The sequence below is a fragment of the Streptomyces monticola genome, from assembly GCF_042665355.1.
Lineage (GTDB): Bacteria > Actinomycetota > Actinomycetes > Streptomycetales > Streptomycetaceae > Streptomyces > Streptomyces monticola.
The window spans coordinates 1-26,715 of record NZ_JBHTCF010000001.1 but is presented as its reverse complement, the minus strand read 5'-3'; the positions used below and the strand labels follow the sequence as shown (position 1 = coordinate 26,715).

Genomic DNA, 26,715 nt, shown 5'->3' with positions numbered 1-26,715 from the left:
CCGGCCGGCGCGCATCCCCGCCCACGCGGCCCGGCCCGGACAGCCCGGCCCGGCCGAGCCCGCACGCCCACCACGCATCCCCGCCCACGGCCCACGGCCCACAGCCCGCCGCCCCTCTCCTCCCCTCCCCCGTATTTCCCCAGGTCCGGGCGATTGTCAGTGGGGCGGTGCACGATGGGGACCATGGCAGGGACAGCACTCGATTCCTTCTCGCCCGCGACCCGAGGCTGGTTCACGGGCGCCTTCTCCGCGCCCACCTCCGCCCAGGAGGGTGCCTGGCGTGCCATCGCCGAGGGCTCGGACGTGCTGGTCGTCGCGCCGACCGGCTCGGGCAAGACTCTGGCCGCCTTCCTGTCCGCGCTCGACGGCCTGGCCAGCGCCCCTCCCCCGGCCGACCCGAAGAAGCGCTGCCGGGTGCTGTACATCTCACCGCTCAAGGCCCTCGCGGTCGACGTGGAGCGCAATCTCCGCTCCCCGCTCACCGGCATCCGGCAGGAGTCCGTGCGCCGGGGTCTGCCCGAGCCCGAGGTGAAGGTCGGCATCCGCTCGGGCGACACCCCGGCCGCCGAGCGCCGCTCGCTCGCCACGAAGCCGCCGGACATCCTGATCACCACCCCCGAGTCGCTGTTCCTGATGCTCACCTCGTCCACGCGCGAGGCCCTGACCGGCATCGAGACAGTGATCCTCGACGAGGTGCACGCGGTGGCAGGCACCAAGCGCGGCGCCCACCTGGCCCTCTCCCTGGAGCGGCTCGACGAGCTGCTGCCGCGCCCCGCCCGCCGTATCGGCCTGTCGGCGACCGTGCGCCCCGTCGACGAGGTCGCGCGCTATCTGTCGCCGCAGCGCCGCGTGGAGATCGTCCAGCCGCCCTCGGGCAAGGAGTTCGACCTCTCCGTGGTCGTCCCGGTGGAGGACCTGGGAGAGTTGGGCGGCTCCCCCGCGGCGGACGCGGACGACACCCAGGCCGAGCGCCCCTCGATCTGGCCGCATGTCGAGGAGAAGATCGCCGACCTCGTCCAGGCGCACCGCTCCACCATCGTCTTCGCCAACTCGCGCCGCCTGGCAGAGCGTTTGTGCAACCGCCTCAATGAGATCGCCTACGAGAGGGCGACCGGCGAGCCGCTGCCCGAGGACCACTCCCCGGCCGAGCTGATGGCCGAGTCCGGCGCCGCCAGGGGAGCCCCGCCGGTCCTCGCCCGCGCACACCACGGCTCGGTCTCCAAGGAGCAGCGCGCCCTGGTCGAGGAGGACCTCAAGGCGGGCCGCCTCCCGGCCGTCGTCGCCACCTCCAGCCTGGAGCTCGGCATCGACATGGGTGCGGTCGACCTGGTCGTGCAGGTCGAGTCACCCCCGTCGGTCGCCTCGGGCCTGCAGCGCGTGGGCCGCGCGGGACACCAGGTGGGTGCCGTCTCCACGGGCGTGGTCTTCCCCAAGTACCGCGGCGATCTGGTGCAGTCCGCGGTGGTCACCGAGCGCATGCGTTCCGGCGCGATCGAGTCCCTGAAGGTCCCGGCCAACCCCTTGGACGTCCTGGCCCAACAGCTCGTCGCCATGGTCGCGTTGGACACCTGGCAGGTGGACGACCTGCTGGCCGTCACGCGCCGCGCGGCGCCGTTCGCCTCGCTCCCCGAGTCGGCCTTCACCGCCGTCCTGGACATGCTCGCCGGCCGCTATCCGTCCGACGCCTTCGCCGAGCTGCGCCCGCGCGTGGTGTGGGACCGCGTGGCGGGCACGGTCACGGGCCGCCCGGGCGCCCAGCGCCTGGCCGTCACTTCAGGGGGCACGATCCCCGACCGCGGCCTCTTCGGAGTGTTCCTCGCCGGCACGGACCCCAAGAAGGGCGGCGGCCGCGTCGGCGAGCTCGACGAGGAGATGGTCTACGAGTCGCGGGTGGGCGATGTCTTCACCCTGGGCACCAGCTCCTGGCGCATCGAGGACATCACCCGCGACCGCGTCCTGGTCTCCCCCGCCCCCGGAGTGCCCGGCCGACTGCCCTTCTGGAAGGGCGACCAGCTCGGCCGTCCGCTCGAACTGGGCCGTGCGCTCGGCGCGTTCCTGCGCGAGATCGGCGGCCTCACCGAAGAGGAAGCCCACCGCCGCCTGGCGGAAGCGGGCCTGGACCAGTGGGCCGCGGAGAACGTGCTGTCGTATCTGGACGAGCAGCGCAAGGCCTGCGGCCACATCCCCGACGACCGCACGATCGTGGTGGAGCGCTTCCGCGACGAGCTAGGAGACTGGCGGGTCGTCGTGCACTCGCCCTTCGGCGCCCAGGTGCACGCCCCGTGGGCGCTCGCCCTCGGCGCCAAGCTCACCGAGCGCTTCGGCATGGACGCCCAGGTGATGCACGCCGACGACGGCCTGGTCCTGCGCCTGCCCGACGCCGACATGATGGGCCTCGACCTGCTCGACCAGGACCCGGCGAAGCCGGGTTTGGAGTACGACTCCGAGCAGGCCCCGGTGGGCGCCGCGGACGTCACCTTCGACAAGGGCGAGGTGAACCAGGTCGTCACCGACCAGGTGGGCGGCTCGGCCCTGTTCGCCTCCCGCTTCCGCGAGTGCGCCGCCCGCGCCCTGCTCCTGCCGCGGCGCAGTCCCGGCAAGCGCACACCGTTGTGGCAGCAGCGCCAGCGCGCCGCCCAGCTCCTGGAGGTGGCCAGCGAGTTCGGCTCGTTCCCGATCGTCCTCGAGGCGGTCCGCGAATGCCTCCAGGACGTCTTCGACGTACCGGGCCTCACCGAACTCATGGGCGACATCGAGTCCCGCCGGGTCCGCCTGGTCGAGGTGACCACCCCCGAGCCGTCCCCCTTCGCCCGCTCCCTGCTCTTCGGTTACGTCGCCCAGTTCCTGTACGAGGGCGACTCCCCCCTCGCCGAGCGCCGCGCGGCGGCCCTCTCCCTGGACTCCCGGCTCCTGGCCGAGCTCCTCGGCCAGGCGGAGCTGCGCGAACTGCTCGACGCGGAGGTGCTGACCGAGCTCGAGCGCGAACTGCAGTGGCTCACCGAAGACCGCCGCATCAAGGACGCCGAAGGCGTGGCCGACCTGCTCCGGCTCCTCGGGCCGCTCACCGACGCGGAGTTGACCGAGCGCGGCGCCGACCCGGGCTGGCCGCAGGAGCTGGCGGACGCCCGCCGGGCGCTGCGCGTCCGCATCGCGGGCGCCGACCACTGGGCGGCGATCGAGGACGCGGGCCGGCTGCGCGACGCCCTGGGCACGGCCCTCCCCGTGGGTGTACCGGAAGCGTTCACGGAGCCCGTGAAGGACCCCCTGGGCGACCTCCTCGCGCGGTACGCCCGCACCCACGGCCCGTTCACCTCCGCCACCGCCGCGGCCCGCTTCGGCCTCGGCGCAGCCGTCACAGAGGGCGCCCTGCAGCGCCTTGCCGCGGGCGGCCGCGTCGTACAAGGCGAGTTCCACCCCGCGGGCATCGGCCAGGAGTGGTGTGACGCCACCGTCCTGAGGCGACTGCGCCGGCGTTCCCTGGCCGCCCTCCGCCACGAACTGGAGCCCGTACCGCCCGCCGCCCTCGCCGGCTTCCTCCCCCAGTGGCAGCACATGGGCGGTCACGGCCTGCGCGGAGTCGACGGCCTGGTGCGCGCCGTCGAGCAGCTGCAGGGGGCCACGGTCCCCGCGTCCGCTCTCGAAAAACTCGTCCTCCCCGCGCGCGTGCAGGGCTACACACCAGCACTCCTGGACGAACTCACCACCATGGGCGAGGTGGTGTGGGCGGCCGCCGGTGCCCTGCCCGGCAAGGACGGCTGGATCTCCCTCTATCTCGCCGACACCGCGCCACTGCTGTTGCCCGAACCCCACCCCCTGGAGATCACCGCACTCCAGGAGTCGGTCCTGACAGCCCTCTCCGGTGGGTACGGCCTGTTCTTCCGCCAGATCGCCGACGAGGTCCGCGCCACCACCCACCCCGAGGCCACCGATCCCCAACTGGCCGACGCCCTCTGGGAGCTGGCCTGGTCCGGCCGCCTCACCAACGACACGCTGGCCCCCATGCGCGCCCTCCTCGGCTCGGGCCGCACCGCGGGCTCCACCGCGCACCGCGCCAAGCGCAATGTCCCGCGCGGGCGGTACGGCACCTTGACGGCGGCCGCCCGCACCGGCGCGCGCCCCGTCTCCCGCACCGGCCCGCCCACCGTCGCCGGCCGCTGGTCCCTGCTGCCGGGCCGCGAGCCCGACCCCACCGTGCGCGCCCACGCCCTGGCCCGCACCCTCCTGGACCGGCACGGAGTCGTCACCCGTGGCGCGGTCGCCGCCGAAGGCGTCGAGGGCGGCTTCTCGGCGACGTACCGCGTCCTGTCCGCCTTCGAGGACAGCGGCCAGGCCCGGCGCGGCTATGTCGTCGAGGGCCTCGGCGCCGCCCAGTTCGCGATGGACGGCGCGGTGGACCGCCTGCGGGCCGCGGCCACGGCGCACGACCGCGGCGACACCCGCGGAGGCGGCGAGCGAGCGGTGGTCCTGGCGGCCGCCGACCCGGCCAACGCCTATGGCGCGGCACTCCCCTGGCCCGAGCCGCCCGCGGGCGCCACCCACAAGGCGGGCCGCAAGGCAGGCTCCCTGGTGGTCCTGGTCGACGGTGAGCTGACGCTCTACATGGAGCGCGGCGGCAAGACCCTGCTCGCCTGGCCCGCCGACCCCGAGGACCCCGCCGCACAGGACGACCCGCGGCTGCGCCCCGCCGCCGAGGCCCTCGCGGCGGCCGCCCGCGCCGGTTCCCTCGGCACGGTCACCGTGGAGCGGATCAATGGGGCGGCAGCCCTGACCTCCCCGTTCGGCGCCCTTCTGGAAGGAGCGGGTTTCATCGCCACCCCGCGCGGTCTGCGCCTGCGCGCCTGACAGCCACGCGCCCCGAAAGCGCGCCCTCCCGACTCCCCCTCTGCGCCGCTAAGTTGAGCACCGCAAGGAACGACACCCGCACCTGCCCCGCCCTGTCCCGCCGCGTCACCGTCACAGACTGAGAGACACAGACACCGGGAGGCCACCGTGCAGATCTCCGCGTTCCTCGACCGCAAGTTGTCCCGCCGTTTCAAGACGTACGACACGGACGGCGACGGCTCCATCGACCGCACCGACTTCGAGACTGCCGTCGACCGGCTCGGCGAGGCCTTCGGCCACAAGCCGGACTCCGCCCCGCTGAGCCGTCTGCGCGAGCTGGCCCTCGGTCTGTGGGCCCACCTGGCCCGCGTCGCGGACACGAACCAGGACGGCCGGATCAGCGAGACCGAGTACAAAGCCGCCTTCGCCGCAGGCCTGTTGGAGACCCCCGAGTCCTTCGACGCCGGGTACGTCCCCTTCCTCGACGCCCTCATGGACATCGCCGACGCGGACGGCGACGGCAAGCTCACCCGCGAAGAACAGGTCCGCTGGACCGGCGCCCTCATGAACCTCCCCGAGCCGGACGCCCGCGAGGTCTTCGGCCGCCTCGACAAGGACATGGACGGCCTCCTCGACCGCGAAGAGTTACTCGAAGCGATCCGCGAGTTCTACTTCAGCGACGACCCCCGCTCGACGGGCACCTACCTCCTGGGCCCCTTGGACCCCAACTGACTCAAGCCCACCCGAAGCAGACCGGGCCCGTCCGGGGTCACCGCTGGGGCACCCCCAGCGGTGACCGGCAGAGGCAGCCAGGAGAGGCAGCCGGGAAAGGTGGCCGGGAAAGGTGGCCGGGGGAGATTGAGGGAGGCACCACGGCGCCCGCCCACAAGAACCCACGCCCCGCCTGAGCACCCTGCATCATGACCCCATGCCCGAAGGAGACACCGTCCACCAGGCGGCCCGCCGTCTGCACAGCGCTCTCGCCGGTGAGGTCCTCACCCGCTCCGACCTGCGCGTACCCAAGTTCGCCACCGCCGACCTCACCGGCCGCACGGTCCTCGACGTCACTCCGCGCGGCAAGCACCTCCTCACCCGCATCGAGGGCGGCCTCACCCTCCACTCGCATCTGCGCATGGACGGCTCATGGCGGGTGTTCGCCCCCGGCGAGCGCTGGAACGGCGGCCCCGGCCACCAGATCCGCGCGATTCTCGGCAACACCCACCGCACCGCCGTCGGCTACCGGCTGCCCGTACTCGAACTGCTCCGCACCGCCGACGAACACAAGGCCGTGGGCCATCTCGGCCCCGATCTGCTCGGCCCCGACTGGGATCCGGACCGGGCCCTGCAGAACCTCCTGAGGGACCCCGGGCGGTCCATCGGCGAGGCGCTGCTCGACCAGCGCAACCTCGCGGGCATCGGCAATGTCTATAAATCAGAGCTCTGCTTCCTGGCCCGCGTGACACCCTGGCTGCCGGTCGGCGAACTCCCCGAGGGCCTCCCGGCACGCCTCGTCGCCGCCGCCAAGCGCGTCCTCGAAGCCAACCGCGACCGGCCCGCCCGCATCACCACGGGCCGCCGCGACCAGCGCCTGTACGTCTACGGCCGCGCCCCGCGCCCCTGTCTGCGCTGCGGCACCGGCATCCGCTCCGCCGACCAGGGCGACGGCAGCCGCGACCGCATCACCTACTGGTGCCCCACCTGTCAGTCGGGCCCCACACCCTGAGCGCCCCGGGCAACCAGTTCCGCCACATCAATTGACGGACCGTCAGAAACCCTCGTACGGTCCCGGCATGCCGAATCCCGCCCGCAACGCCTACGACCTGACCGGCCGCACCGCGTTCATCACCGGCGCAGCGAGCGGCATAGGCCGCGCAAGCGCCGTGCTGCTCGCCGAGGCGGGAGCCACCGTGCACTGCGCGGACCGCGACGAGCACGGTCTGCACGGCACGGCCACCGCGATCAAGGCCGTCGGCGGCACCGCCCGCATCCACACCCTGGACGTCTCCGACCGCACCCAGGTCGAGGCCGCCGTACAGGCCGCGGAAGAGGCGGACGGCCTCGACGTCCTGGCCGCCATCGCGGGCGTCATGCACAGCAGCCCCGTCCTGGAGACCACGGACGAGGACCTCGACCGCGTCCTCGCGATCAACTTCAAGGGCATCCTCTACGCCTGCCAGGCAGCGGCCCGCGCGATGATCGCCGCCCGGCGCGGGGGCAGCATCGTGACCATGGCCTCGGGCGCAGTAGACACCGGTGGCCCCGGCCTGCTCTGCTACGGCGCGGCGAAGGCAGCCGTGGTCCAGCTCACCAAGACCCTGGCCACAGAGGCGGGGCCGCACGGCATCCGCGTCAACGCCGTCGCTCCCGGCTGGATCCGCACCCCCATGACCGAACGCCACAACAACAGCGAGGCCCAGACCCACACCGAGGCCCTGATGTCCCGGATGTCCCCGCTCGGCCGGGTCGGCGATCCCGCGGATGTGGCCCAGGCAGTGCTGCATCTCGCCTCGGACGCGTCGTCCTTCACGACCGGCCAGATCCTCCGCCCCAACGGCGGCGTCGCCATGCCCTGGTAGCAACCCGCCGGAACCCCGCCCGCCACTGCTTGATCTCCGCGTGGCAGCGCCCGGCCTCCTGGCGGGCCCGCCGCCGCGCGCCCACCGCCTGCGACCACGGCACACAGTGCACGGGCAGCAGGCTCAGCCCCCAGCCGCCCGCCGCCACAGTCCCCTCGACCACACCGGCACTCTCGGGCACGAGCGCGAGCCGCAGCACGGCCCACCACCACAGAGCGCCGACCACCAGAGCCAGGACCACACCGAGCGCACCCCGCACATCCCGCAGATCCCGGGCACCCCGGGCACATACCCATGCCCCCCGCGCACCCCACAGCGCCGTCCCGCTCGCCTCACCCCCGCGCCCGCGCCCGCGCCACGTCATGGCAGCCTCCTCCGGGCCGACGCTAAACCCGCACGATCACCCACCGGGAGGGCGCACACAGAGCACCTGGAGCACCCGAAGCACCCCCAGGCGCCCAAGGCGCCCCACGCACAGCGACGTACCACCTTGACCCGCACTCCACCCGGCCTCGATCCGAAACCGACCGCACCTCCACCCCGACTCGAAAATGACGGAGCCGAACCCTCAGTCGCGCGCCGACCGGACCGGCACCTCAGCCGTTCTCCGCCTGGAACATCCAGTGATGCTTCTCCAGGTCGGCCGTGATCCCGATGAAGATGTCCTGGCTCACCGGGTCCGCCTCACCCGTCGCCTCGACCCGCTCCCGCATCCGCGTGATCACCGCGCCGAGGGCGTCGACCAGGGTGCGTACGGCGTCGGTGTCCTTGACCCAGCCGTCGGGAACAGACCCGATCCCGCTGCTCTGTGCCACCGTCGCGGCCCGCCCGTCGGGCGAGACCCCGAGGGTCGAGCCCCGCTCGGCCACGGTGTCGGAGTGCAGCCGCGCGGTGTCCACGACCTCGTCCAGCTGCAGATGTACGGAGCGAAAGCGCGGCCCGACCACGTTCCAGTGGATCTGCTTGGCCACCAGCGACAGATCCACGAGGTCGACCAGAGCGCCCTGCAGGGCCTCCGCGACGATCTTGAGGTCGGCATCGGACAGCGGGCTCTTCACGACGTACATACGCGTCCTCCCAGACGGAACCCCCGCCAGCGATCTCCCCCATCCACCATGGCACAGCGCCACCAAAGGAACATCTCAGGGCAAAACGGCAGGCAGGAGACGCCAAGAGCCCCGGCCGGGACCGACCCGACCGGGGCTCAGGGAGAAGACTGCGAAGTAGCGGCGTCAGGCCGCGACGACGTCCACTGCCTCAGCAGGTGCCTTGATCGTCACGCGCTCAGGTGGGACACCTGCCACGGACACCGAATTGAGCATCGGACGCACTGAACCAGACACCGCAGGCACCGGTTCGCGCACCGGAGCGGGCTCGCCGGCGGCTGCCGACTCGGCCAGCTCGGCAAGCGAGAGCTCGTCGCTCACTTCCCGCATGAGCTCGGACATCCGTACGTCAAGCGCGTCGCAAATCGCGGAGAGCAGCTCGGAGGAAGCCTCCTTCTGCCCCCGCTCCACCTCGGAGAGATAGCCGAGCGAGACTCGGGCGGACGAGGAGACTTCGCGCAGAGTACGGCCCTGGCGCTGGCGCTGCCGACGCAGCACGTCACCCAGCAGGCGACGGAGCAGAATCATCGGTGGCTCCCTCCTCGGACCGCGTAGCCGCATCCTTCACGCCCCACCGTACCGCCTCGCGCGGCGGCCGTGCGGGGAGCGATGTCGTGTTCACTCAGGGCTGCAAACATCAAGTCCCCCCGTTCTGTTCCGTATCCTGTGCCCGCACATTCTCGACGAGTTCGCTTGCGAGCAGCTCGAGCACGCTCCGTACACTCTCCCTACGGATTTCCGTACGATCGCCGTTCAACCGCAGAGCCACGACTTTCCCATGTCGGGAGCCGTTCGTACGGCCGGGACCGGCCACCGCGACATACACCGTTCCGACGGGCCGGCCGTCCTGCGGTTCGGGCCCCGCGACGCCCGTGGTGGCGATCCCCCAGTCCGCGCCGAGCGCCGTACGCACTCCCTCGGCCATCTCCCGGGCGACCTCTGGATCGACGGCGCCGCGCTCGGCCAAGAGGGTGCCGTCCACGCCGAGGAGCCGCTGCTTGAGGTCGGTGGCGTACGCGGTCACCGAGCCACGGAAGGCGGCCGAGGCCCCGGGCACGGAGGCGATCTCGGCGGCGACGAGTCCGCCGGTCAGGGATTCGGCGACGGCCAGCGTCTGACCACGCCCGGTCAGGAGCGCGAGCACTTCGGCAGCACGCGAGGCGGCAGGGGAAGCGCCCCCGGAACCGGCAGGGGAAACGGACCGGGACGATCCGGTCACGCCGCGGACTCCTCGGCGGCCTGCCCCCGGCGCCGCAGAACGACGGCCTGGCGGACATAGTCGAGGCCGGTGGCCACGGTCAGCACGACGGCCACGGCCATCACCCAGAACCGCAGCGTCGCCAGGGGCCCGGTCAGGGCCAGGACGTACATCCCGACCGCGACGCCCTGCGAAAGGGTCTTCAGCTTGCCGCCTCGACTGGCCGGAATCACTCCGTACCGGATCACCCAGAACCGCAGCAGTGTGATGCCGAGCTCGCGCCCGAGGATCACGCCGGTCACCCACCACGGCAGCTCGCCGAGGGCGGAGAGACAGATCAGGGCGGCGCCCATGATCGCCTTGTCCGCGATCGGGTCGGCGATCTTCCCGAAGTCGGTGACCAGGTTGTACGTACGCGCCAGATGCCCGTCGAAAATATCCGTGATCATGGCGATGGCGAAGGCGGCCCAGGCGAGCGCACGCCAGGCCGGGTCATAGCCGCCGTCGGCGAGCAGGAGCGCGACGAAGCCCGGCACGAGCAGGAGCCGCACCATCGTCAGGATGTTCGCGATGTTCCACAGGCTGGCCTGATTGACGGCCGCAGCACCCAGCTTTCCGCCAGGTGCCGGCTTCCGCCCGGTGCCACCCGCCGCGGATGCCGGGACTCCGGTCATCTGCCCGCCTCCTCAGAATGCTCGAGCTGCTCGACCACCAGGTCGACGCCCAGGGTGCCGACGACCTTCGCATCGACCATACGACCGACAGTCAAGCCCTCACCGCTGGTGAACACCACCTGTCCGTCGGTCTCCGGCGCCTGGTGCGCGGCCCGGCCGAAGGCACCGTCATCCCCGTCGAGGGACTCCACGAGCACCCGTACCGTCTCGCCGATGCGCTCCTCGGCGCGCTGCGCGGTGAGCTCCTCGGCGAGCCGTGAGATCCGCGCGAGGCGCTCGGCGACGACGTCCTCGTCCAGCTTGTTCTCGTACGTCGCGGCTTCCGTGCCGTCCTCGTCGGAGTAGCCGAAGACGCCGATGGCATCCAGTCTCGCTCCGGTCAGGAAACGTTCGAGCTCGGCCACATCGGCCTCGGTCTCACCGGGGAAGCCCACGATGAAGTTGGAGCGCACACCGGCCTGCGGGGCCTTGGCACGGATCTGGTCGAGCAGCTCGAGGAACCGGTCGGTGTCCCCGAAGCGCCGCATCGCCCGCAGCACGCCGGGTGCCGAGTGCTGGAAGGACAGGTCGAAGTAGGGCGCGACGCCCGGTGTGGACGTCAGGACGTCGATCAGTCCTGGCCGCATCTCGGCGGGCTGCAGATAGCTGACCCGCACCCGCTCGACCCCGTCGGCCTCCGCGAGCTCGGGAAGCAGCGTCTCCAGGAGCCGGATGTCGCCGAGGTCCTTGCCGTACGAGGTGTTGTTCTCGGAGACCAGCATGATCTCCTTGACGCCCTGCCCGGCCAGCCAGCGCGTCTCGTTCAGTACATCGCTGGGGCGGCGCGAGATGAAGGAGCCGCGGAAGGACGGGATGGCGCAGAACGTGCAGCGCCGGTCGCAGCCGGAGGCCAGCTTCACCGAGGCGACGGGCGACGAGCCCATACGGCGGCGCAGCGGCGCCCGCGGCCCGGACGCCGGGGCCAGCCCTTCGGGCAGGTCCTCGGGCGCGCTCTCGGCCGCGTCCTGCGCGTGCCCCGGCAGCGCCACACCGTCGGCGTCCTGGCGCTCGGCAGGGCTGATGGGGAGCAGCTTGCGCCGGTCGCGGGGTGCGTGCGCCTCGACGTTGCCGCCGCTGAGGATGGTGTTCAGACGGCCGGAGATGTCGGTGTAGTCGTCGAAGCCGAGCACGCCGTCGGCCTCGGGCAGCGCTTCGGCGAGCTCCTTGCCGTACCGCTCGGCCATGCAGCCCACGGCGACGACGGCCTGGGTCTTGCCGTGGTCCTTGAGGTCATTGGCTTCGAGCAGGGCGTCGACGGAGTCCTTCTTGGCGGCGTCGACGAATCCGCAGGTGTTGACCACGGCGACATCGGCTTCCGCGGCGTCCTCGACGAGCTGCCAGCCGTCCGCCTCCAAGCGGCCTGCGAGCTCCTCCGAGTCCACCTCGTTACGGGCGCAGCCAAGAGTGACGAGAGCGACGGTACGGCGTTCGGGCATGGGGTCAAGACTACTTTGTTATCGCCTGTCCCCCTGCCGCGAGGGGCGGCGAGAGCTTCGTCCCGGTATAGGGCCCGCCATACGAAGGGCCCGCCATACGAAGAGCCCGGCCCCCGAAGGGAACCGGGCCCGCTCGCGGCGCCGTGACCTACTCAGCCGACCCCGGGGTCGCCGCCGTTGTCGCCCTTCGTATACGACAGCCGCTCGACCTGGCCGGGCTTGAACTCGTCCTTGATCTCCTTGCCGTTCACAAACAGCTTGATCGCACCCGCGTCACCGAGGACGAGGTCGATCTTCTCCTTGTCCGTGAACGACTTCGACTGGCCCTTCTCGAGGAGGCCGTCGAACATGATGCCGCCGTTGTGATCCTTGGCGGAGATCCAGCTGCGCCCGTCGGCAGCGTTCACCATGACGGTGACCTTGTCCTTCGGGGCCCCCGCGATGGCGCTGTCGGCGGGGTCGGGCTTCTGGTCGGCGGGCTTGGAGGGAGTCGGCTTCGGCTCGGGCTTCTGGGCGGACGGCGAGCCCTCGGCCACCGGGGTCTTCGACCCCTTCCCGCTCTCCCCGTCACTGAAGAGCGTGAAGCCGACGAAGCCGATCACGGCGACGATGGCGGCGACCATGGCCGCGGTCCAGTTGGGGCGGCGCGGCTCGGGCCTGATGCGCTCGGCCTCGAAGAGCGGCGCGGCGGCGGTCGGCTCGGGCCGCCCGCCGTGCTCGCCGTCGTACTGCTCGAGCAGCGGCGCCGGATCGATGCCCACGGCACGCGCGATGGTGCGGATGTGACCGCGCGCGTACACATCGCCGCCGCACCGGGAGAAGTCGTCCTGTTCGAGTGCGTGCACGATCGGGATGCGCACACGGGTCGCGGTGCTGACTTCGTCGACGGTCAGGCCGGCGTCGATTCTGGCCTGCTGGAGGGCACGGCCGACGGAAGGCCGGTCGTCTTCGGGAAACGAAGGACGGTCGTCTTCGGGGGAGTTGCCGATGGACACGAGGGCGCCTTTCGAGCGTGTAGCCACCTGCTGGACGTTCAGTCTAGGGGGGGTACGAAAGGGTGGGGCAAGCGGGCGGATGCACTTTGTACGCCATCAGAATGGCCGGACATCCTGATGGTGGGACATCTTCCCGCCACTCCCTCCAACTTGACGTACGCCAAAGGGAAACGGTTGCCTGCCGAATCCTTACGGAAGCCCCTCGACTGAAGTACCTCTCAGGAAGCCTCCCCGCGGATCACCGCGAGCACTCCATCGAGTTCGTCCGGTTTCACCAGCACATCGCGCGCCTTGGAGCCTTCGCTCGGGCCCACGATGTTCCGCGACTCCATCAGGTCCATGAGCCGGCCGGCCTTGGCGAAGCCCACGCGCAGCTTGCGCTGCAGCATCGAGGTCGACCCGAACTGAGTGGAGACCACCAGCTCGGCGGCCTGGCACAGCAGATCGAGGTCGTCGCCGATGTCCTCGTCGATCTCCTTCTTCTGCTTGGTGCCGACCACGACGTCCTCGCGGAAGACCGGCGCCATCTGATCCTTGCAGTGCTGGACGACCGCGGCGACTTCCTCCTCGGTCACAAAGGCGCCCTGCATACGGGTCGGCTTGTTCGCGCCCATGGGCAGGAACAGGCCGTCGCCCTTGCCGATCAGCTTCTCGGCGCCCGGCTGGTCGAGGATGACCCGGCTGTCGGCAAGCGAGGAGGTGGCGAAGGCGAGCCGGGACGGCACATTCGCCTTGATCAGGCCGGTGACGACATCCACCGAGGGGCGCTGGGTGGCGAGCACCAGATGGATACCGGCCGCGCGGGCCAGCTGGGTGATGCGCACGATCGCGTCCTCGACGTCACGCGGCGCGACCATCATCAGGTCGGCCAGCTCGTCGACGATGACCAGCAGATACGGATAGGGCTGCAGCTCCCGCTCGCTGCCCGGTGGCGCCTCCACCTTGCCGTTGCGGACGGCCTCGTTGAAGTCGTCGATATGGCGGAATCCGTAGGCCGCGAGGTCGTCGTACCGCAGATCCATCTCGCGTACGACCCACTGCAGCGCCTCGGCGGCCCGCTTCGGGTTGGTGATGATCGGCGTGATCAGGTGCGGGATGCCCTCGTACGCGGTGAGCTCCACGCGCTTGGGGTCGACCAGGACCATGCGCACGTCCTCGGGGGTCGCCCGCACCATCACCGAGGTGATCAGACAGTTGATGCACGACGACTTGCCGGAGCCGGTGGCGCCGGCGACCAAGATGTGCGGCATCTTCGCGATGTTCGCCATCACGTAGCCGCCCTCGACGTCCTTGCCGAGCGCGACCAGCATCGGGTGGTTGTCCTCGGCGGCGTCCGCGAGGCGCAGCACGTCGCCGAGGTTGACCATCTCGCGGTCGGTGTTGGGGATCTCGATGCCGACCGCGGACTTGCCGGGAATGGGGCTGATGATCCGCACATCCGGCGAGGCCACCGCGTACGCGATGTTCTTGGCGAGCGCGGTGATCTTCTCGACCTTCACGGCCGGGCCGAGCTCGATCTCGTAGCGCGTGACCGTGGGGCCGCGGGTGAAGCCGGTGACGGCGGCGTCGACCTTGAACTCGGTGAAGACGTTGGAGAGCGACTCGACGACCGCGTCGTTGGCGGCGCTGCGTGCCTTGCCGGGGCCGCCGCGCTCCAGGAGGTCGAGCGAGGGCAGGGAGTAGGTGATGTCACCGGAGAGCTGCAGCTGCTCGGCGCGCGGCGGCAGGTCGCGGTGGGCCTCCGGGGCGGCCTTGGTCAGGTCGGGGACGGCCTGCGAGCCCGTGTCCGAGTCCTTGTCCCGCTCGTGGGCGGCCTGCTCCGCGGTGGCCTTCTCCCCTGGCTTCTTCCCGGCGCCGCGGGCCGTCGGCACGGGCGTGGGCGTCGATTCCTCGGAGCGCTCGGTGGACACACCCTGGGTGAGGTCGGCAACGAGCGGCGAAGGCGGCATGCCGTGCAGGACCGCGCCGTCGAGCGCGGCCGCGGCGGCTGCCGCCACGTCCACGGCGTCCATGGGCTTGTCGAAGGCGGGCTGCACGCTGGGCCTGCGCGGCCGGCTGCGCCGCTTGGTGAGCGCCTCCTCCTCGGCCTGGCCGGGGTCGTACGCGTCCGGGGCCTGGCTCGGCCGGCTGCGGCGCCTGGGCTTGGCGGGCAGGGCCTCACGCCACTGTTCGTCGTAGCGCGCGTCGTCCTCGGTGACCGGCTCCTGCACGGGATCCGGCTGCACGACACCGAGCTTCTGGCCCAGGAGCCGCAGGCGCTGCGGGATGGCGTTGACGGGGGTCGCGGTGACCACGAGCAGGCCGAAGACGGTGAGCAGCACCAGCATCGGTACGGCGAGAACCTCGCCCATGGTGAAGATCAGCGGCCGGGAGGCGGCCCAGCCGATCAGTCCGCCCGCGTCCCTTATGGCCTCGGTGCCCTCGCCACGGCCCGGCGATCCGCACGCCATGTGGACCTGGCCGAGCACACCGACGACGAGTGCGGACAGGCCGATCACGATCCGCCCGTTGGCCTCGGGCTTCTCCGGGTGACGGATGAGGCGTACGGCGATGAGGCCGAGCAGCAGCGGCACGAGCAGGTCGAGCCGGCCGAAGGCACCCGTCACCAGCATCTCGACGAGGTCGCCGACGGGGCCGCGCAGCTGCGACCAGGTGCCGGCGGCGCAGATCAGGGCGATGCCCAGGAGCAGCAGCGCGAGGCCGTCCTTGCGGTGGGCGGGGTCGAGGCCCTTGGCTCCGCGCCCTATGCCGCGGAACATCGCTCCGACGGTGTGCGCGATGCCCAGCCAGAAGGCTCGCACCAGTCGGTAGATCCCGCCGGTGGGGCTGGGGGCCGGCTTCGGCGCGGACTTCTTGGCCGCAGCCTTCTTGGCGGGAGCCTTTTTCGGGGGTGCCTTCTTCGCCGCGGCCTTCTTAGCCGGAGCCTTCTTGGGGGCGGCCGCCTTCTTGGCGGGCGCCTTCTTGGCTGCGGACGGACGTGAGGCCATGAGGGTGAGGTTACCGTTGCGGACCACAGCGGACACGTGTGCCCACCGCTTCACTCTTTCGTGTCGCCCCCGCGGTGGCGGGGAACTGACGCGTGCTCAGCGACTCCCGGGGCCCGGTCAGTTCTGCGAGGGAACCGAGGGTGCGCCGCTTCCCGTGCCGGGCTCGAGCGCGTCAAGGGCCCTGCGCAGGCCGGTGAGTTTGCGTTCGAGATGGGCGGCGGTGGCCACCGCCGCGGCGTCCGCGGAGTCGTCGTCGAGCTGCTTGGAGAGCGCCTCGGCCTGCTCCTCGACCGCCGCGAGCCGCGCCGAGAGTTCGGCGAGCAGACCGGCCGGCTCCTTGGTGTCGCCGACGGCGGACTTGCCGCCGCCTTCGAGCTGGAGGCGCAGCAGGGCTGCCTGCTCCCGCAGTTGGCAGTTCTTCATGTACAGCTCGACGAAGACCGAGACCTTGGCGCGCAGCACCCACGGGTCGAAGGGCTTGGAGATGTAGTCGACCGCACCGGCCGCGTAACCACGGAAGGTGTGGTGCGGGCCGTGGTTGATCGCCGTGAGGAAGATGATCGGGATGTCCCGGGTCCGCTCGCGGCGCTTGATATGCGCGGCGGTTTCGAAACCGTCCATTCCCGGCATCTGGACGTCCAGCAGAATCACCGCGAAATCGTCCGTGAGCAGTGCTTTGAGCGCTTCCTCCCCGGACGATGCCCGCACCAGTGTCTGATCGAGCGCGGAGAGGATGGCCTCCAGCGCAAGCAGATTCTCCGGCCGGTCATCGACCAGGAGGATCTTGGCCTTCTGCACCATGGCCCGTCCTCCTCGCCCCGGCAGTGCACCGGTCGCCGCCCCAGGGGACGACTCCGTCTCGCCGCCCGTCCTTGTGCCGGTCATGGTAGCCGCACCCCGCCTGTCGCCACACCCTGTCACCGCGATGTCACTGTGCACGTAGCAGAAACGGAGCCGGAGACCAGAAGGTTCCCCGAATTCCGCACCTCTACACGAGATCGGCCACGTTCAGTCAGCAACTCTGCCTGATTTCTACCGGATACCGGCGATCGATGTCACTCTCCGCTCATCCAGCGTTCCATGACCGAAAGCAGATGATCCGGGTCGACCGGTTTCGTAACGTAGTCGGATGCGCCCGACTCGATGGCCTTCTCCCGGTCGCCCTTCATGGCCTTCGCCGTCAGAGCGATGATCGGCAGTCCGGCGAACTGCGGCATCCTGCGGATCGCCGTCGTCGTGGCGTAGCCGTCCATCTCCGGCATCATGATGTCCATCAGGACCAGCGTCGTGTCGTCGTGCTGCTCCAGGACTTCGATCCCCTCGCGGCCGTTCTCCGCGTAGAGCACCGACAGGCCGTACTGCTCGAGGACGCTGGTGAGAGCGAACACATTGCGGATGTCGTCGTCGACGATCAGAACCTTCTCGCCGCCGAAGTGGAACGTCCTGCGCTCTCCCGTGCCCGTCTCGCCCGCGGGCGACCACTGCTCGGGCGACGGAGCACCCGTGCCCGCCCTGGCCGGCTGCCCCGACTGCCCCGGCTGTCCGGGAAGTGCGGGCCGCTGCTCGGGCGCCTGGACGCCGCGCCGGCGGCGCCGGAACAGCACACCGGGGCTGGCCTGCGGTTGCGGCTCCGGGGCCACCTCAGGGGTGGTCTCGGCGGCCTGTGTGAGGGCGTCCTCGGCGGCCGGCGGCAGCGCCGGAGTGACCGGGTCGACGCTCGCCACGGCGGCCGGCGGCAGCTGCGTGTAGCCCTGCGGCGGCAGTTCGCTGGGGTGCAGCGGCAAATACAGCGTGAAGGTCGAGCCCCGCCCCGGTTCGCTCGCCGCGTGGATCTCACCGCCGAGCAGCCGCGCGATCTCCCGGCTGATCGACAGACCGAGGCCGGTACCGCCGTACTTGCGGCTGGTCGTGCCGTCCGCCTGCTTGAACGCCTCGAAGATCACCCGCATCTTGCTGCCCGCGATCCCGATCCCGGTGTCCGTCACCGAGAACGCGATCAGATCGGCGTCCGCGTCCCGCAGCGAGCCCGCTTCGAGCAGTTGCTCCCGAATCCCGTCCGGGACATCGGAGTTGGCGGGCCTGATCACCAGCTCCACGGCGCCGCTGTCGGTGAACTTCACCGCGTTCGCCAGGAGGTTGCGCAGCACCTGCAGCAGCCGCTGCTCGTCGGTGTTCAGGGTCGCCGGCAGCTCCGGCGACACCCGTACCGAGAAGTCCAGGCCCTTCTCCGCGGTCAGCGGCCTGAACGTCGCCTCCACGTAGTCCACCAGCTGCACCAGGGCGATCCGCGTGGGCGAGACATCCATCTTGCCCGCCTCGACCTTCGACAGGTCCAGGATGTCGTTGATCAGCTGCAGCAGATCCGAGCCCGCGCCATGGATCGTCTCGGCGAACTCCACCTGCTTCGGGGAGAGATTGCCCTCCGCGTTGTCGGCGAGCAGCTTGGCCAGGATCAGCAGGGAGTTCAGCGGCGTACGCAGCTCGTGCGACATGTTCGCCAGGAACTCCGACTTGTAGCGCATCGAGATCGCCAGCTGCTCGGCACGCTCCTCCAGGACCTGCCGGGCCTCTTCGATCTCGGTGTTCTTGACCTCGATGTCGCGGTTCTGCTGGGCGAGCAGCTCGGCCTTCTCCTCCAGCTCGGCGTTGGAGGCCTGCAGCGCCTTCTGCCGGTTCTCCAACTCGGCCGAGCGTTCCCGCAGTTGCTCGGTCAGCTCCTGCGACTGCTTGAGCAGCACCTCCGTCTTCGTATTGACGGAGATGGTGTTGACGCTGGTCGCGATCATCTCGGCGATCTGGCTGAGGAAGTCCCGCTGGATCTGCGTGAACGGCTGGAACGAGGCCAGCTCGATCACCCCGAGCACCTTGCCCTCGAAGAGCACCGGCAGCACGATCACCTGCGCCGGCGGGGCCTCCCCCAGACCGGAGGCGATCTTCAGGTAGCCGGTGGGCGCGTTCTCCACCAGGATCGTGCGCCGCTCGGTGGCGGCCGTACCGATGAGCGTCTCGCCCGGCCTGAAGGACGTCGGCATCGAACCCATCGAGTAGCCGTAACTGCCGAGCATGCGCAGCTCGTACGCCTCCTCGTCGCCGTCCACGACCACGTCCCCGTCGTCCGTGGGCATCGCCAGGAAGAACGCACCGTGCTGCGCGGAGACCACCGGGGTCAGCTCGCTCATGATCAGGCCCGCGACGTCCTCCAGGTCACGGCGGCCCTGCATCAGACCCGAGATACGGGCCAGGTTGCCCTTGAGCCAGTCCTGCTCCTTGTTGGCGATCGTGGTGTCACGCAGGTTGGCGATCATCGTGTTGATGTTGTCCTGCAGAACCTGGATCTCGCCCGAGGCGTCCACGTCGATCTTCAGGTTGAGATCACCGCGGGTCACCGCCGTGGCCACCGCGGCGATGGCGCGCACCTGCCGTGTGAGGTTTCCGGCCATCTCGTTCACGGACTCGGTCAGGTCACGCCACGTGCCGTCCACGTCGCGCACCCGCGCCTGGCCGCCCAACTGGCCCTCGGTGCCCACCTCGCGGGCCACCCGGGTCACCTGCTCGGCGAACGACGAGAGCTGGTCGACCATGGTGTTGATGGTCGTCTTGAGTTCGAGGATCTCGCCGCGCGCATCGATGTCGATCTTCTTGGTCAGATCGCCCTTCGCGATGGCCGTCGTGACCATCGCGATATTGCGCACCTGACCGGTCAGGTTGGACGCCATCGAGTTCACGGACTCGGTGAGGTCCTTCCACGTACCGGCGACGCCCGGCACCCGCGCCTGACCGCCCAGGATGCCGTCCGTACCCACCTCACGGGCCACTCGCGTGACCTCGTCGGCGAACGAACTCAGCGTCGTCACCATGGTGTTGACCGTGTCGGCGAGCTGCGCGACCTCGCCGCGCGCCTCGACCGTGACCTTCTTGGTGAGATCACCGTTGGCGACCGCCGCCGAGACCTGGGAGATGTTCCGCACCTGGCTGGTCAGGTTGTTGGCCATCAGGTTCACGTTGTCGCTCAGGTCCTTCCAGATGCCGGTGACACCCGGCACCCGCGCCTGACCGCCCAGCTGGCCTTCCGTACCCACCTCACGCGCCACCCGCGTCACCTGCTCGGCGAAGCTGGACAGCTGGTCGACCATCGTGTTGACGGTGGTGACGAGTTCGAGGATCTCGCCCTTCGCGTCGACGGTGATCTTCTTCGACAGATCGCCCATGGCGACCGCGGTGGTGACCTCGGCGATGTTCCGCACCTGCATGGTCAGGTTGTTGGCCATGCCGTTCACGGACTGCGTGAGGTCCTTCCAGGTACCGGCCACGCCCTGCACCTCGGCCTGGCCGCCCAGGATGCCGTCCGTACCCACCTCACGCGCCACCCGCGTGACCTGCTCGGCGAAGGCGGACAGCTGGTCCACCATCGTGTTCAGGGTGTTCTTGAGCTCCAGGATCTCGCCGCGGGCGTCCACATCGATCTTCTGCGACAGATCACCGCGCGCCACCGCCGTCGCCACCTGCGCGATGTTGCGCACCTGACCGGTCAGGTTTCCGGCCATGCCGTTTACGGAATCGGTCAGATCACGCCATACGCCGGCCACTCCCGGCACCTGGGCCTGCCCGCCGAGCCGCCCTTCCGTACCCACCTCACGCGCGACTCGGGTCACCTGGTCCGCGAAGGCGGAGAGCTGGTCGACCATCGTGTTGATGGTGTTCTTCAGCTCCAGGATCTCGCCGCGGGCGTCCACATCGATCTTCTGCGACAGATCGCCCCGGGCCACCGCCGTCGTGACCTGCGCGATCTGCCGTACCTGTGAAGTCAGGTTGCCCGCCATGAAGTTGACGGAGTCGGTCAGTTCCTTCCAGGTGCCCGATACGCCGTCCACGCGCGCCTGACCGCCCAGACGCCCCTCGGTGCCCACGTCACGGGCCATCCGCGTCACCTGGTCGGCGAAGCTGGAGAGCTGGTCCACCATCGTGTTCACGGTGTTCTTCAGCTGCAGCATCTCGCCGGAGACGTCGACCGTGACCTTCTGCGACAGATCACCGTTGGCCACCGCCGTCGTGACCTGCGCGATGTTGCGCACCTGACCGGTCAGGTTGCGGAAGGCCGTGTTGACGGAGTCCGTGAGGTCCTTCCAGGTGCCGGCCGCGCCCACCACCTGCGCCTGGCCGCCCAGTTCACCCTCGACACCGATCTCCCGCGCCACCCGCGTCACTTCGGAACCGAAGGCCGACAACTGGTCCACCATCGTGTTGACGGTGTTCTTCAGCTCCAGCATCTCGCCGGCCACATCGACGGTGACCTTCTGCGACAGATCACCGCTGGCGACCGCCGTGGTGACCGTGGCGATGTCCCGCACCTGCGTCGTCAGGTTCCGGAAGACCGTGTTCACCGAGTCGGTGAGGTCCTTCCAAGTCCCCGCCGCGCCCGGCACATTGGCCTGCCCGCCCAGCTGCCCCTCCGCGCCGACCTCGTTGGCCACACGCGTGACCTCGTCGGCGAACGTACGCAGCGTCTCCGTCATCTGGTTGATCGTTTCGGCTAGCTGCGCCACCTCGCCGCGCGCGCTCACCGTGACCTTCTGCGACAGGTCGCCGTTCGCGACGGCCGTGGTGACCTGGGCGATACCGCGCACCTGTGCCGTCAGGTTGCCGGCCATCAGGTTCACCGAATCGGTCAGGTCCTTCCATACGCCGGCCACCCCTGGCACCCGCGCCTGACCGCCGAGCTCGCCCTCGGTGCCCACCTCACGGGCGACCCGGGTCACCTCGGAGGAGAACGACGACAGCTGGTCCACCATCGTGTTCACGGTGTTCTTCAGCTCGAGCATCTCGCCCGCGACATGAACCGTGACCTTCCGTGACAAGTCGCCCTTGGCGACCGCCGTCGTCACGAGAGCAATGTCACGCACCTGCGCGGTGAGCCGGTACGCCATGGTGTTGACCGAATCCGTGAGGTCCTTCCACGAACCGGACATACCGCGCACCCGGGCCTGCCCGCCCAGCTTGCCCTCGGTACCGACCTCGCTGGCCACCCGCGTCACCTCGTCGGTGAACCGCGACAGCTGGTCGACCAGGCCGTTGACCGTCCGGCCGACCTTCAGGAACTCGCCCCGCAGCGGATGCGCCGCCGTCCCGTCGGGCCCCGGCGCCTTGAGCTCCATACGCTGCTCGAGATCACCCTCCGCGACCGCGGAGAGCACCCGGCCGACCTCGGAGACCGGCCGCACCAGATCGTCGACCAGGGCGTTGGAGGCGTCGATCGCCGCCGCCCAGGAGCCCTCACCCGCACCGTGCTCCAGGCGTTCCGTGAGTTTTCCCTCACGTCCCACCATGCGCCGTACCCGCGCCATCTCGCCGGTGAGATGCAGATTCCGGTCCGCCACCTCGTTGAACACCGCGGCGATCTCGGCCATCACACCGTCGTTGGTGACGGTCAGCCGCTTGCGGAAGTTGCCGTCGCGCATCGCCACGAGCGCCGCAAGAAGGCGGTTCAGGGCCGCGGTGTCGACCGCGGTGGTCCCATTGCGCTGGTTGCTTCGGGACGGGCCGCCTTTTGCGCGCGTGCCAGTACCACGCGCCGCTGCGCCAGACTCCACTGTGTCCCTCCCGCAGGGGTCGACCACTTGCTGGGTTGCTCGGGCCTTCTCTTAGAGCTTGCCCAGTGTTTCACCATGCCCGAACCAGGCCATAACAGTTCGGCAGCTTTGCACAGCGTCCCCGCACCCTCCGGGCGGAAACACTGACGACCGGCATCCGCATGGACCGCGAAGGTAAGTAACCTGGCATCCGGCTGTCCAACCACCCCGGTCTGCCCGGCCTGGGCGGTGGAAGGAAGTCCAGCGGGCAGACATGCATCGGAGGGGCGGCCGCACCATGGGCATGGGAGATCTCGGCGTCGAAACTCGTACAAGGAGCTCTGTGATCACCGCGCGGGCAACTGCCGCCTTCGATCCGGTGGGCCGCTCGGTCGCGTCCGCCCGCACCTTCGTGCGCGACACCCTGCAGGGCTGGGGCCAGTCCGACATCGTCGATGACGCCGTCGTCCTCACCAGCGAGCTCGTCACCAACGCCGTGGTCCACGCCGGGACCACCGCCGACGTCCTGTGCCTGCGCTATGACGACTCCGTACGCATCGAGGTCGCCGACCGCTATCCGGAACGCGAGATCCCGCTCCAGCAGTCCGCCCGCTCCATGGGCAGCCCGGATCGCGAAGGCGGCCGCGGCCTGCAGTTGTGCGCCGCACTCGCCGCCCGCTGGGGCGTGGAGTACACCTCCACGCACAAGCAGGTCTGGTTCCAACTCGACCTCCCGGAACGTCCTGTCGGCACCCGCACCGCGGGCCCCGCCGTCGCCGCCGACCTCCTGCCCCTCGCCGACAGCCGGGTACGCGTCGCCGTGGTCCAGATCGACCGCGCCGGCAACATCTCCGCATGGAACGAGGACGCCGAGACACTCTTCGGGTACCCGGCGGAAAAAGTCAACGGCAAGCCCCTCAACGACTTCGCCGCCTGGCCGCACACCCCCGGCACCGGCACCGGCATCGCCGAGGCCCTCCAACTCTCCCGCTGGGAGGGCAGTTACGGCCTCCGCGGCGCCGACGGCCGCGTCATCCCCGTCTACGCCTCGCACCTGCGGGTCCGCGACACCACCGGCGAACCCTCCACGGTCTGCCTGCTCGTACGCGATCACGAACGCGCCGTCCTGCAGACCCCCCTGCGCGGCCCCGCGCCCGACGCCGCCACCCTTCCCGAGGGCGGCCAGAGCACCGACCCCTTCGACGCCTTCATCGGCTCCCCGCCCCCTGACGACCTCGACGGCCTCCTGCAGCGCACCGTGGAGCGCGCCCGCGACATGCTCGACGGCGACGCCGCCTTCCTGCTCCTGGCCACCGACGACGAGACCGAACTCGAAGTCCGCGCCTCCACCGGCCTGCCCTCGGCCCGCCAGCGCTTCGCCCGCGTCCCCGTGGAGGCCGGCACCGGGCGGTACGGCTCCGCCCGTATGCCCGCCGTGCACGAGGACCTCGTCGCCGTCCCCGGCGCCGCCCCGCTCCTCAACGACACCGGCATGCGCTCCGTCGTCACGGTCCCGCTCAAGGTCGAGGGCCGCCTGACCGGCTCCCTCGGCGTCGCCGCGGAATCCCCCGGCCGGTACTCCAACGAAGAGGCGCTGCGCCTGCAGTTCGCCGCCGACCGCATCGCCCTGGCCGTCGAATCGGCCCGCCTCGGCGAACTGGAGCGCCTGCGCCGCGGTTCCCTGAGCTTCCTCGTCGAGGCCTCCGACCTGCTCGCCGGCACCCTGGACCGCGACCAGACCCTGGCCCTCATGGCCCAGATGACGGTCCCCACCCTGGCCACCTGGTGCGCCGTCTACACGATCGCCGACCAGTCGTCGGAGCCGTATCTCTCCTACGTACTTCACGAGGACGAGGAGCGCATCGACGGCCTCAAGGCCCTGCTCTCCCGTATCGACGCACCCGAGCCCGTGCCCACGCCCGGCGCCCGCGTCTGGAAGGCGCCCGCCGATGCCGCCCACCAGGCCGCCCTGCGCTCCTCCATGCGCAGCCTCGGCCTGGGCGAGCCCACCCGCCTCGGCGCGGGCATCGGCACCACCCTCGCCACGGCCTCCGCGGTCGGCGGCGAGACCGTGGTCCTGCCCCTGGTCGCCCGTAACCGCGTCATCGGCATGCTCACCCTCGGCAAGCCCACCGAGGAACACTTCCGCCAGGAGATCCTCGAACTCGCCGAGGACCTCTCCCGCCGGGCCGCCCTCGCCCTCGACAACGCGCGCCTGTACTCGGAGCGCATGGCCATCAGCCAGTCCCTGCAGCGCAGCCTCCTGCCGCCTGGCCTGCCCCAGGTCCCCGGCGTCGAGGTCGAGGTCATCTACCGCGCGGCCGGCGAGGGCAACGAAGTGGGCGGCGACTTCTACGACCTCTTCCCCATCCGCGACGGCGCCTACGGCTTCGCGATCGGCGACGTCTGCGGTACGGGCCCCGAGGCGGCCGCTGTGACCGGCCTGGCCCGCCATGCCCTGCGCCTGCTCGCCCGGGAGGGCTTCGGCGGCCCCGCGGTCCTGGAGCGCCTGAACGCCGCGATCCTCGACGAGGGCTCCCGCAGCCGCTTCCTCACGCTCCTGTACGGCGAGTTGTGGCCCCAGGAGGACGGCTCGGCCATCCTCAAGATCGTCTGTGCTGGCCACCCGCTCCCGCTCCGGCTGCGCCAGGACGGCACCGTCGAGCCGTACGCGGAGCCGCAGCCGCTCCTCGGCGTGATGGACGACCTGGAGCTCTACGAGCAGACCGTGACCCTCGACCCGGGCGACGTCCTCCTCTGCGTCACGGACGGTGTCACCGAGCGCCGCGAAGGCACCCGCATGCTCGGCGACGACGGCCTCGCCGATGTCCTGACGACCTGCACGGGCCTGACCGCGGGAGCGGTCGCCGCGCGCATCATGCGCGCCGTCGAACGCTTCGCCACCGACGCCCCCTCCGACGACATGGCCATCCTGGCGATGCGCGTCCCGGAGCCGCACCAGGACTGACGGGCCGGCCGGGAACTGGCCGGAACTCGGCCTCGCGGAGCCGTAGTACGCAAAAAGGCCCCGCCCGAAGATTCGGGCGGGGCCTTCTGTGCTGGAGCCCCCATGCGGAATCGAACCGCAGACCTTCTCCTTACCATGGAGACGCTCTACCGACTGAGCTATAGGGGCCTGCTGCCTTCGCGGTCTCCCGCGCGGCAACGGGATAGATCATACCCCGAATGAGCCGGTGCCTCGAACCACCCGTCGCTTCTGAGCCGGGCTAGAACGCCGGCTGCAGAAGCCCGCCCAGCGCGTTGCAGGCGGACACCATGCGCTGCAGTTCGCGCCGTGTCAGTTCGGCCCGCACCGGCAGCGCGAGCGTCTCGTCGGCCGCGCGCTCGGTCTCGGGCAGCATCACGTCACGGCGGTACTGCGGCATCCGGTGCACAGGCGTCTTCACGGGCACCCGGCAGTCAACTCCCTTGGCCCGCACGGCCCGTGCGAAGGCGTCCCGGTCGGGCCTGCCGTTCCCGGGAACGCGCACCACATACTGCTGATACGTGTGGCCGCGCCCCGCGTCAGGAGTGCGAACGCCGGTGAGCCGCGCGTCGAGATAGGCAGCAACCGCACGCCGCCGCGCCACCTGGTCGTAGGCCTCGTTCCCCTCGGCCTGTTCCAGCATGAGCAGCCCGTGTCGCCGACCGAGCTCTCCCAACGCCCCCATATCGGCGGGCAGTCCGAAGCGATGCACGACGATCACGGCTGCGGTTCGCGAGGTGACGGCGGCATCGACCGCGGCCGCGTCGAGGCAGTACGTCGTCGGGTCGATGTCCGCGAACACCGGCAGCGCGCCCGCGAGGACCACGGCCTCCGCCACGTCGGCGTTCCCGTAGGCAGGTACGACGACCTCGTCACCGAGACCGACACCGGCAGCCTTGAGCATTCCAACTGTCCCCATGTCTGGGGATGTTGGTCGCGCAACGTGAACACCAGGTAACGCAAAACAAAAAGACGCTGGTCCCCGAACCGAAGTTCAGGGACCAGCGTCCTCATCAAATTTAGTTCGGCGGCGTCCTACTCTCCCACAGGGTCCCCCCTGCAGTACCATCGGCGCTGTAAGGCTTAGCTTCCGGGTTCGGAATGTAACCGGGCGTTTCCCTCACGCTATGACCACCGAAACACTATGAAACTGTCAACCGCACCACCCGTGACCATGGGCGGGGTTGTTCGTGGTTTCAGAACCAACACAGTGGACGCGAGCAACTGAGGACAAGCCCTCGGCCTATTAGTACCGGTCAGCTCCACCCCTTACAGGGCTTCCACATCCGGCCTATCAACCCAGTCGTCTACTGGGAGCCTTAACCAATCAA

The 26,715-nt window shown here is 70.3% G+C and carries 16 protein-coding genes, 1 tRNA gene and 2 rRNA genes; 5 read left to right on the top strand and 14 right to left on the bottom strand.

Annotated features, from left to right (window positions below):
- Positions 1-183 precede the first annotated feature (183 nt).
- The 4 genes from ACFQVC_RS00095 (at position 184) to ACFQVC_RS00080 (ending at position 7,397) form a co-directional block, all read left to right on the top strand.
- Positions 184-4,842, top strand: coding sequence for an ATP-dependent helicase (locus ACFQVC_RS00095; protein ID WP_381825050.1), 4,659 nt, complete (start codon positions 184-186; stop codon positions 4,840-4,842).
- Positions 4,843-4,989: 147 nt separating this feature from the next.
- Positions 4,990-5,553: an EF-hand domain-containing protein gene (locus tag ACFQVC_RS00090; RefSeq protein WP_381825049.1), complete on the top strand. Its 564-nt coding sequence runs from the start codon at positions 4,990-4,992 to the stop codon at positions 5,551-5,553.
- Positions 5,554-5,749: 196 nt separating this feature from the next.
- On the top strand, positions 5,750-6,544 hold the full coding sequence (locus ACFQVC_RS00085; protein WP_381825048.1) for an Fpg/Nei family DNA glycosylase: 795 nt from the start codon (positions 5,750-5,752) through the stop codon (positions 6,542-6,544).
- A gap of 67 nt (positions 6,545-6,611) precedes the next feature.
- On the top strand, positions 6,612-7,397 hold the full coding sequence (locus ACFQVC_RS00080; RefSeq protein WP_381825047.1) for an SDR family NAD(P)-dependent oxidoreductase: 786 nt from the start codon (positions 6,612-6,614) through the stop codon (positions 7,395-7,397).
- On the opposite strand, the gene ACFQVC_RS00075 is transcribed toward ACFQVC_RS00080, so the two are convergent.
- From ACFQVC_RS00075 to ACFQVC_RS00030, 10 genes are all read right to left on the bottom strand, one after another.
- The gene (locus ACFQVC_RS00075; RefSeq protein ID WP_381826992.1) at positions 7,345-7,656 is read right to left on the bottom strand and encodes a hypothetical protein; all 312 of its coding nucleotides are present in this window, start codon (positions 7,654-7,656) and stop codon (positions 7,345-7,347) included. The two genes, ACFQVC_RS00080 and ACFQVC_RS00075, sit on opposite strands and share 53 nt — an antisense overlap.
- A 337-nt stretch (positions 7,657-7,993) precedes the next feature.
- Entirely contained in the window at positions 7,994-8,464 is a 471-nt protein-coding gene (locus tag ACFQVC_RS00070) for a Dps family protein (RefSeq protein WP_381825046.1), read from the bottom strand.
- Between the two features lie 165 nt (positions 8,465-8,629).
- Entirely contained in the window at positions 8,630-9,031 is a 402-nt protein-coding gene (locus ACFQVC_RS00065) for a helix-turn-helix domain-containing protein (RefSeq protein WP_381825045.1), read from the bottom strand.
- Between the two features lie 109 nt (positions 9,032-9,140).
- Entirely contained in the window at positions 9,141-9,647 is a 507-nt protein-coding gene (locus ACFQVC_RS00060; RefSeq protein WP_381826990.1) for a CinA family protein, read from the bottom strand.
- A 71-nt stretch (positions 9,648-9,718) separates the two neighbouring features.
- Positions 9,719-10,375, bottom strand: coding sequence for a CDP-diacylglycerol--glycerol-3-phosphate 3-phosphatidyltransferase (gene pgsA, locus ACFQVC_RS00055; protein WP_381825044.1), 657 nt, complete (start codon positions 10,373-10,375; stop codon positions 9,719-9,721).
- Complete coding sequence (rimO, locus tag ACFQVC_RS00050) at positions 10,372-11,850, bottom strand: 30S ribosomal protein S12 methylthiotransferase RimO (protein ID WP_381825043.1); 1,479 nt, start codon at positions 11,848-11,850, stop codon at positions 10,372-10,374. Before rimO ends, pgsA begins: the two co-directional genes overlap by 4 nt.
- Before the next feature lie 152 nt (positions 11,851-12,002).
- Entirely contained in the window at positions 12,003-12,845 is an 843-nt protein-coding gene (locus ACFQVC_RS00045) for a helix-turn-helix domain-containing protein (RefSeq protein WP_381826988.1), read from the bottom strand.
- 218 nt (positions 12,846-13,063) lie between these two features.
- Positions 13,064-15,832, bottom strand: a complete 2,769-nt coding sequence (locus ACFQVC_RS00040; RefSeq protein ID WP_381825042.1) for a DNA translocase FtsK — start codon at positions 15,830-15,832, stop codon at positions 13,064-13,066.
- Between the two features lie 117 nt (positions 15,833-15,949).
- Entirely contained in the window at positions 15,950-16,633 is a 684-nt protein-coding gene (locus tag ACFQVC_RS00035) for a response regulator (RefSeq protein WP_381825041.1), read from the bottom strand.
- A 254-nt stretch (positions 16,634-16,887) separates the two neighbouring features.
- Positions 16,888-22,419 carry a HAMP domain-containing protein gene (locus ACFQVC_RS00030; RefSeq protein WP_381825040.1) on the bottom strand — a complete coding sequence of 1,844 codons (5,532 nt, stop codon included), beginning with the start codon at positions 22,417-22,419 and terminating at the stop codon, positions 16,888-16,890.
- 277 nt (positions 22,420-22,696) lie between these two features.
- Between ACFQVC_RS00030 and ACFQVC_RS00025 the strand changes: the two genes are divergently transcribed.
- Positions 22,697-25,366, top strand: coding sequence for a SpoIIE family protein phosphatase (locus ACFQVC_RS00025; RefSeq protein WP_381825039.1), 2,670 nt, complete (start codon positions 22,697-22,699; stop codon positions 25,364-25,366).
- A 92-nt stretch (positions 25,367-25,458) separates the two neighbouring features.
- Here ACFQVC_RS00025 and ACFQVC_RS00020 read toward each other — a convergent pair.
- From ACFQVC_RS00020 to ACFQVC_RS00005, 4 genes are all read right to left on the bottom strand, one after another.
- Positions 25,459-25,534 (bottom strand) — tRNA-Thr (locus ACFQVC_RS00020).
- A gap of 91 nt (positions 25,535-25,625) precedes the next feature.
- Positions 25,626-26,288 (bottom strand): DegT/DnrJ/EryC1/StrS family aminotransferase, encoded by a 663-nt coding sequence (locus ACFQVC_RS00015; RefSeq protein ID WP_381826986.1) that lies wholly within the window; start codon positions 26,286-26,288, stop codon positions 25,626-25,628.
- Positions 26,289-26,406: 118 nt separating this feature from the next.
- Positions 26,407-26,523, bottom strand: a 5S ribosomal RNA gene (gene rrf / locus ACFQVC_RS00010).
- A gap of 87 nt (positions 26,524-26,610) precedes the next feature.
- Positions 26,611-26,715, bottom strand: a 23S ribosomal RNA gene (locus tag ACFQVC_RS00005); the annotation flags it as partial.

What these genes read in the sequence shown, in the direction of transcription:
- ACFQVC_RS00095 (WP_381825050.1), top strand. Translation starts at nt 184, where the DNA reads ATGGCAGGGACAGCACTCGATTCCTTCTCGCCCGCGACCCGAGGCTGG.
- ACFQVC_RS00085 (WP_381825048.1), top strand. Translation starts at nt 5,750, where the DNA reads ATGCCCGAAGGAGACACCGTCCACCAGGCGGCCCGCCGTCTGCACAGC.
- ACFQVC_RS00080 (WP_381825047.1), top strand. Translation starts at nt 6,612, where the DNA reads ATGCCGAATCCCGCCCGCAACGCCTACGACCTGACCGGCCGCACCGCG.
- ACFQVC_RS00070 (WP_381825046.1), bottom strand. Translation starts at nt 8,464, where the DNA reads ATGTACGTCGTGAAGAGCCCGCTGTCCGATGCCGACCTCAAGATCGTC.
- ACFQVC_RS00065 (WP_381825045.1), bottom strand. Translation starts at nt 9,031, where the DNA reads ATGATTCTGCTCCGTCGCCTGCTGGGTGACGTGCTGCGTCGGCAGCGC.
- pgsA (WP_381825044.1), bottom strand. Translation starts at nt 10,375, where the DNA reads ATGACCGGAGTCCCGGCATCCGCGGCGGGTGGCACCGGGCGGAAGCCG.
- rimO (WP_381825043.1), bottom strand. Translation starts at nt 11,850, where the DNA reads ATGCCCGAACGCCGTACCGTCGCTCTCGTCACTCTTGGCTGCGCCCGT.
- ACFQVC_RS00040 (WP_381825042.1), bottom strand. Translation starts at nt 15,832, where the DNA reads ATGGCCTCACGTCCGTCCGCAGCCAAGAAGGCGCCCGCCAAGAAGGCG.
- ACFQVC_RS00035 (WP_381825041.1), bottom strand. Translation starts at nt 16,633, where the DNA reads ATGGTGCAGAAGGCCAAGATCCTCCTGGTCGATGACCGGCCGGAGAAT.
- ACFQVC_RS00025 (WP_381825039.1), top strand. Translation starts at nt 22,697, where the DNA reads ATGGGCATGGGAGATCTCGGCGTCGAAACTCGTACAAGGAGCTCTGTG.
- ACFQVC_RS00015 (WP_381826986.1), bottom strand. Translation starts at nt 26,288, where the DNA reads ATGCTCAAGGCTGCCGGTGTCGGTCTCGGTGACGAGGTCGTCGTACCT.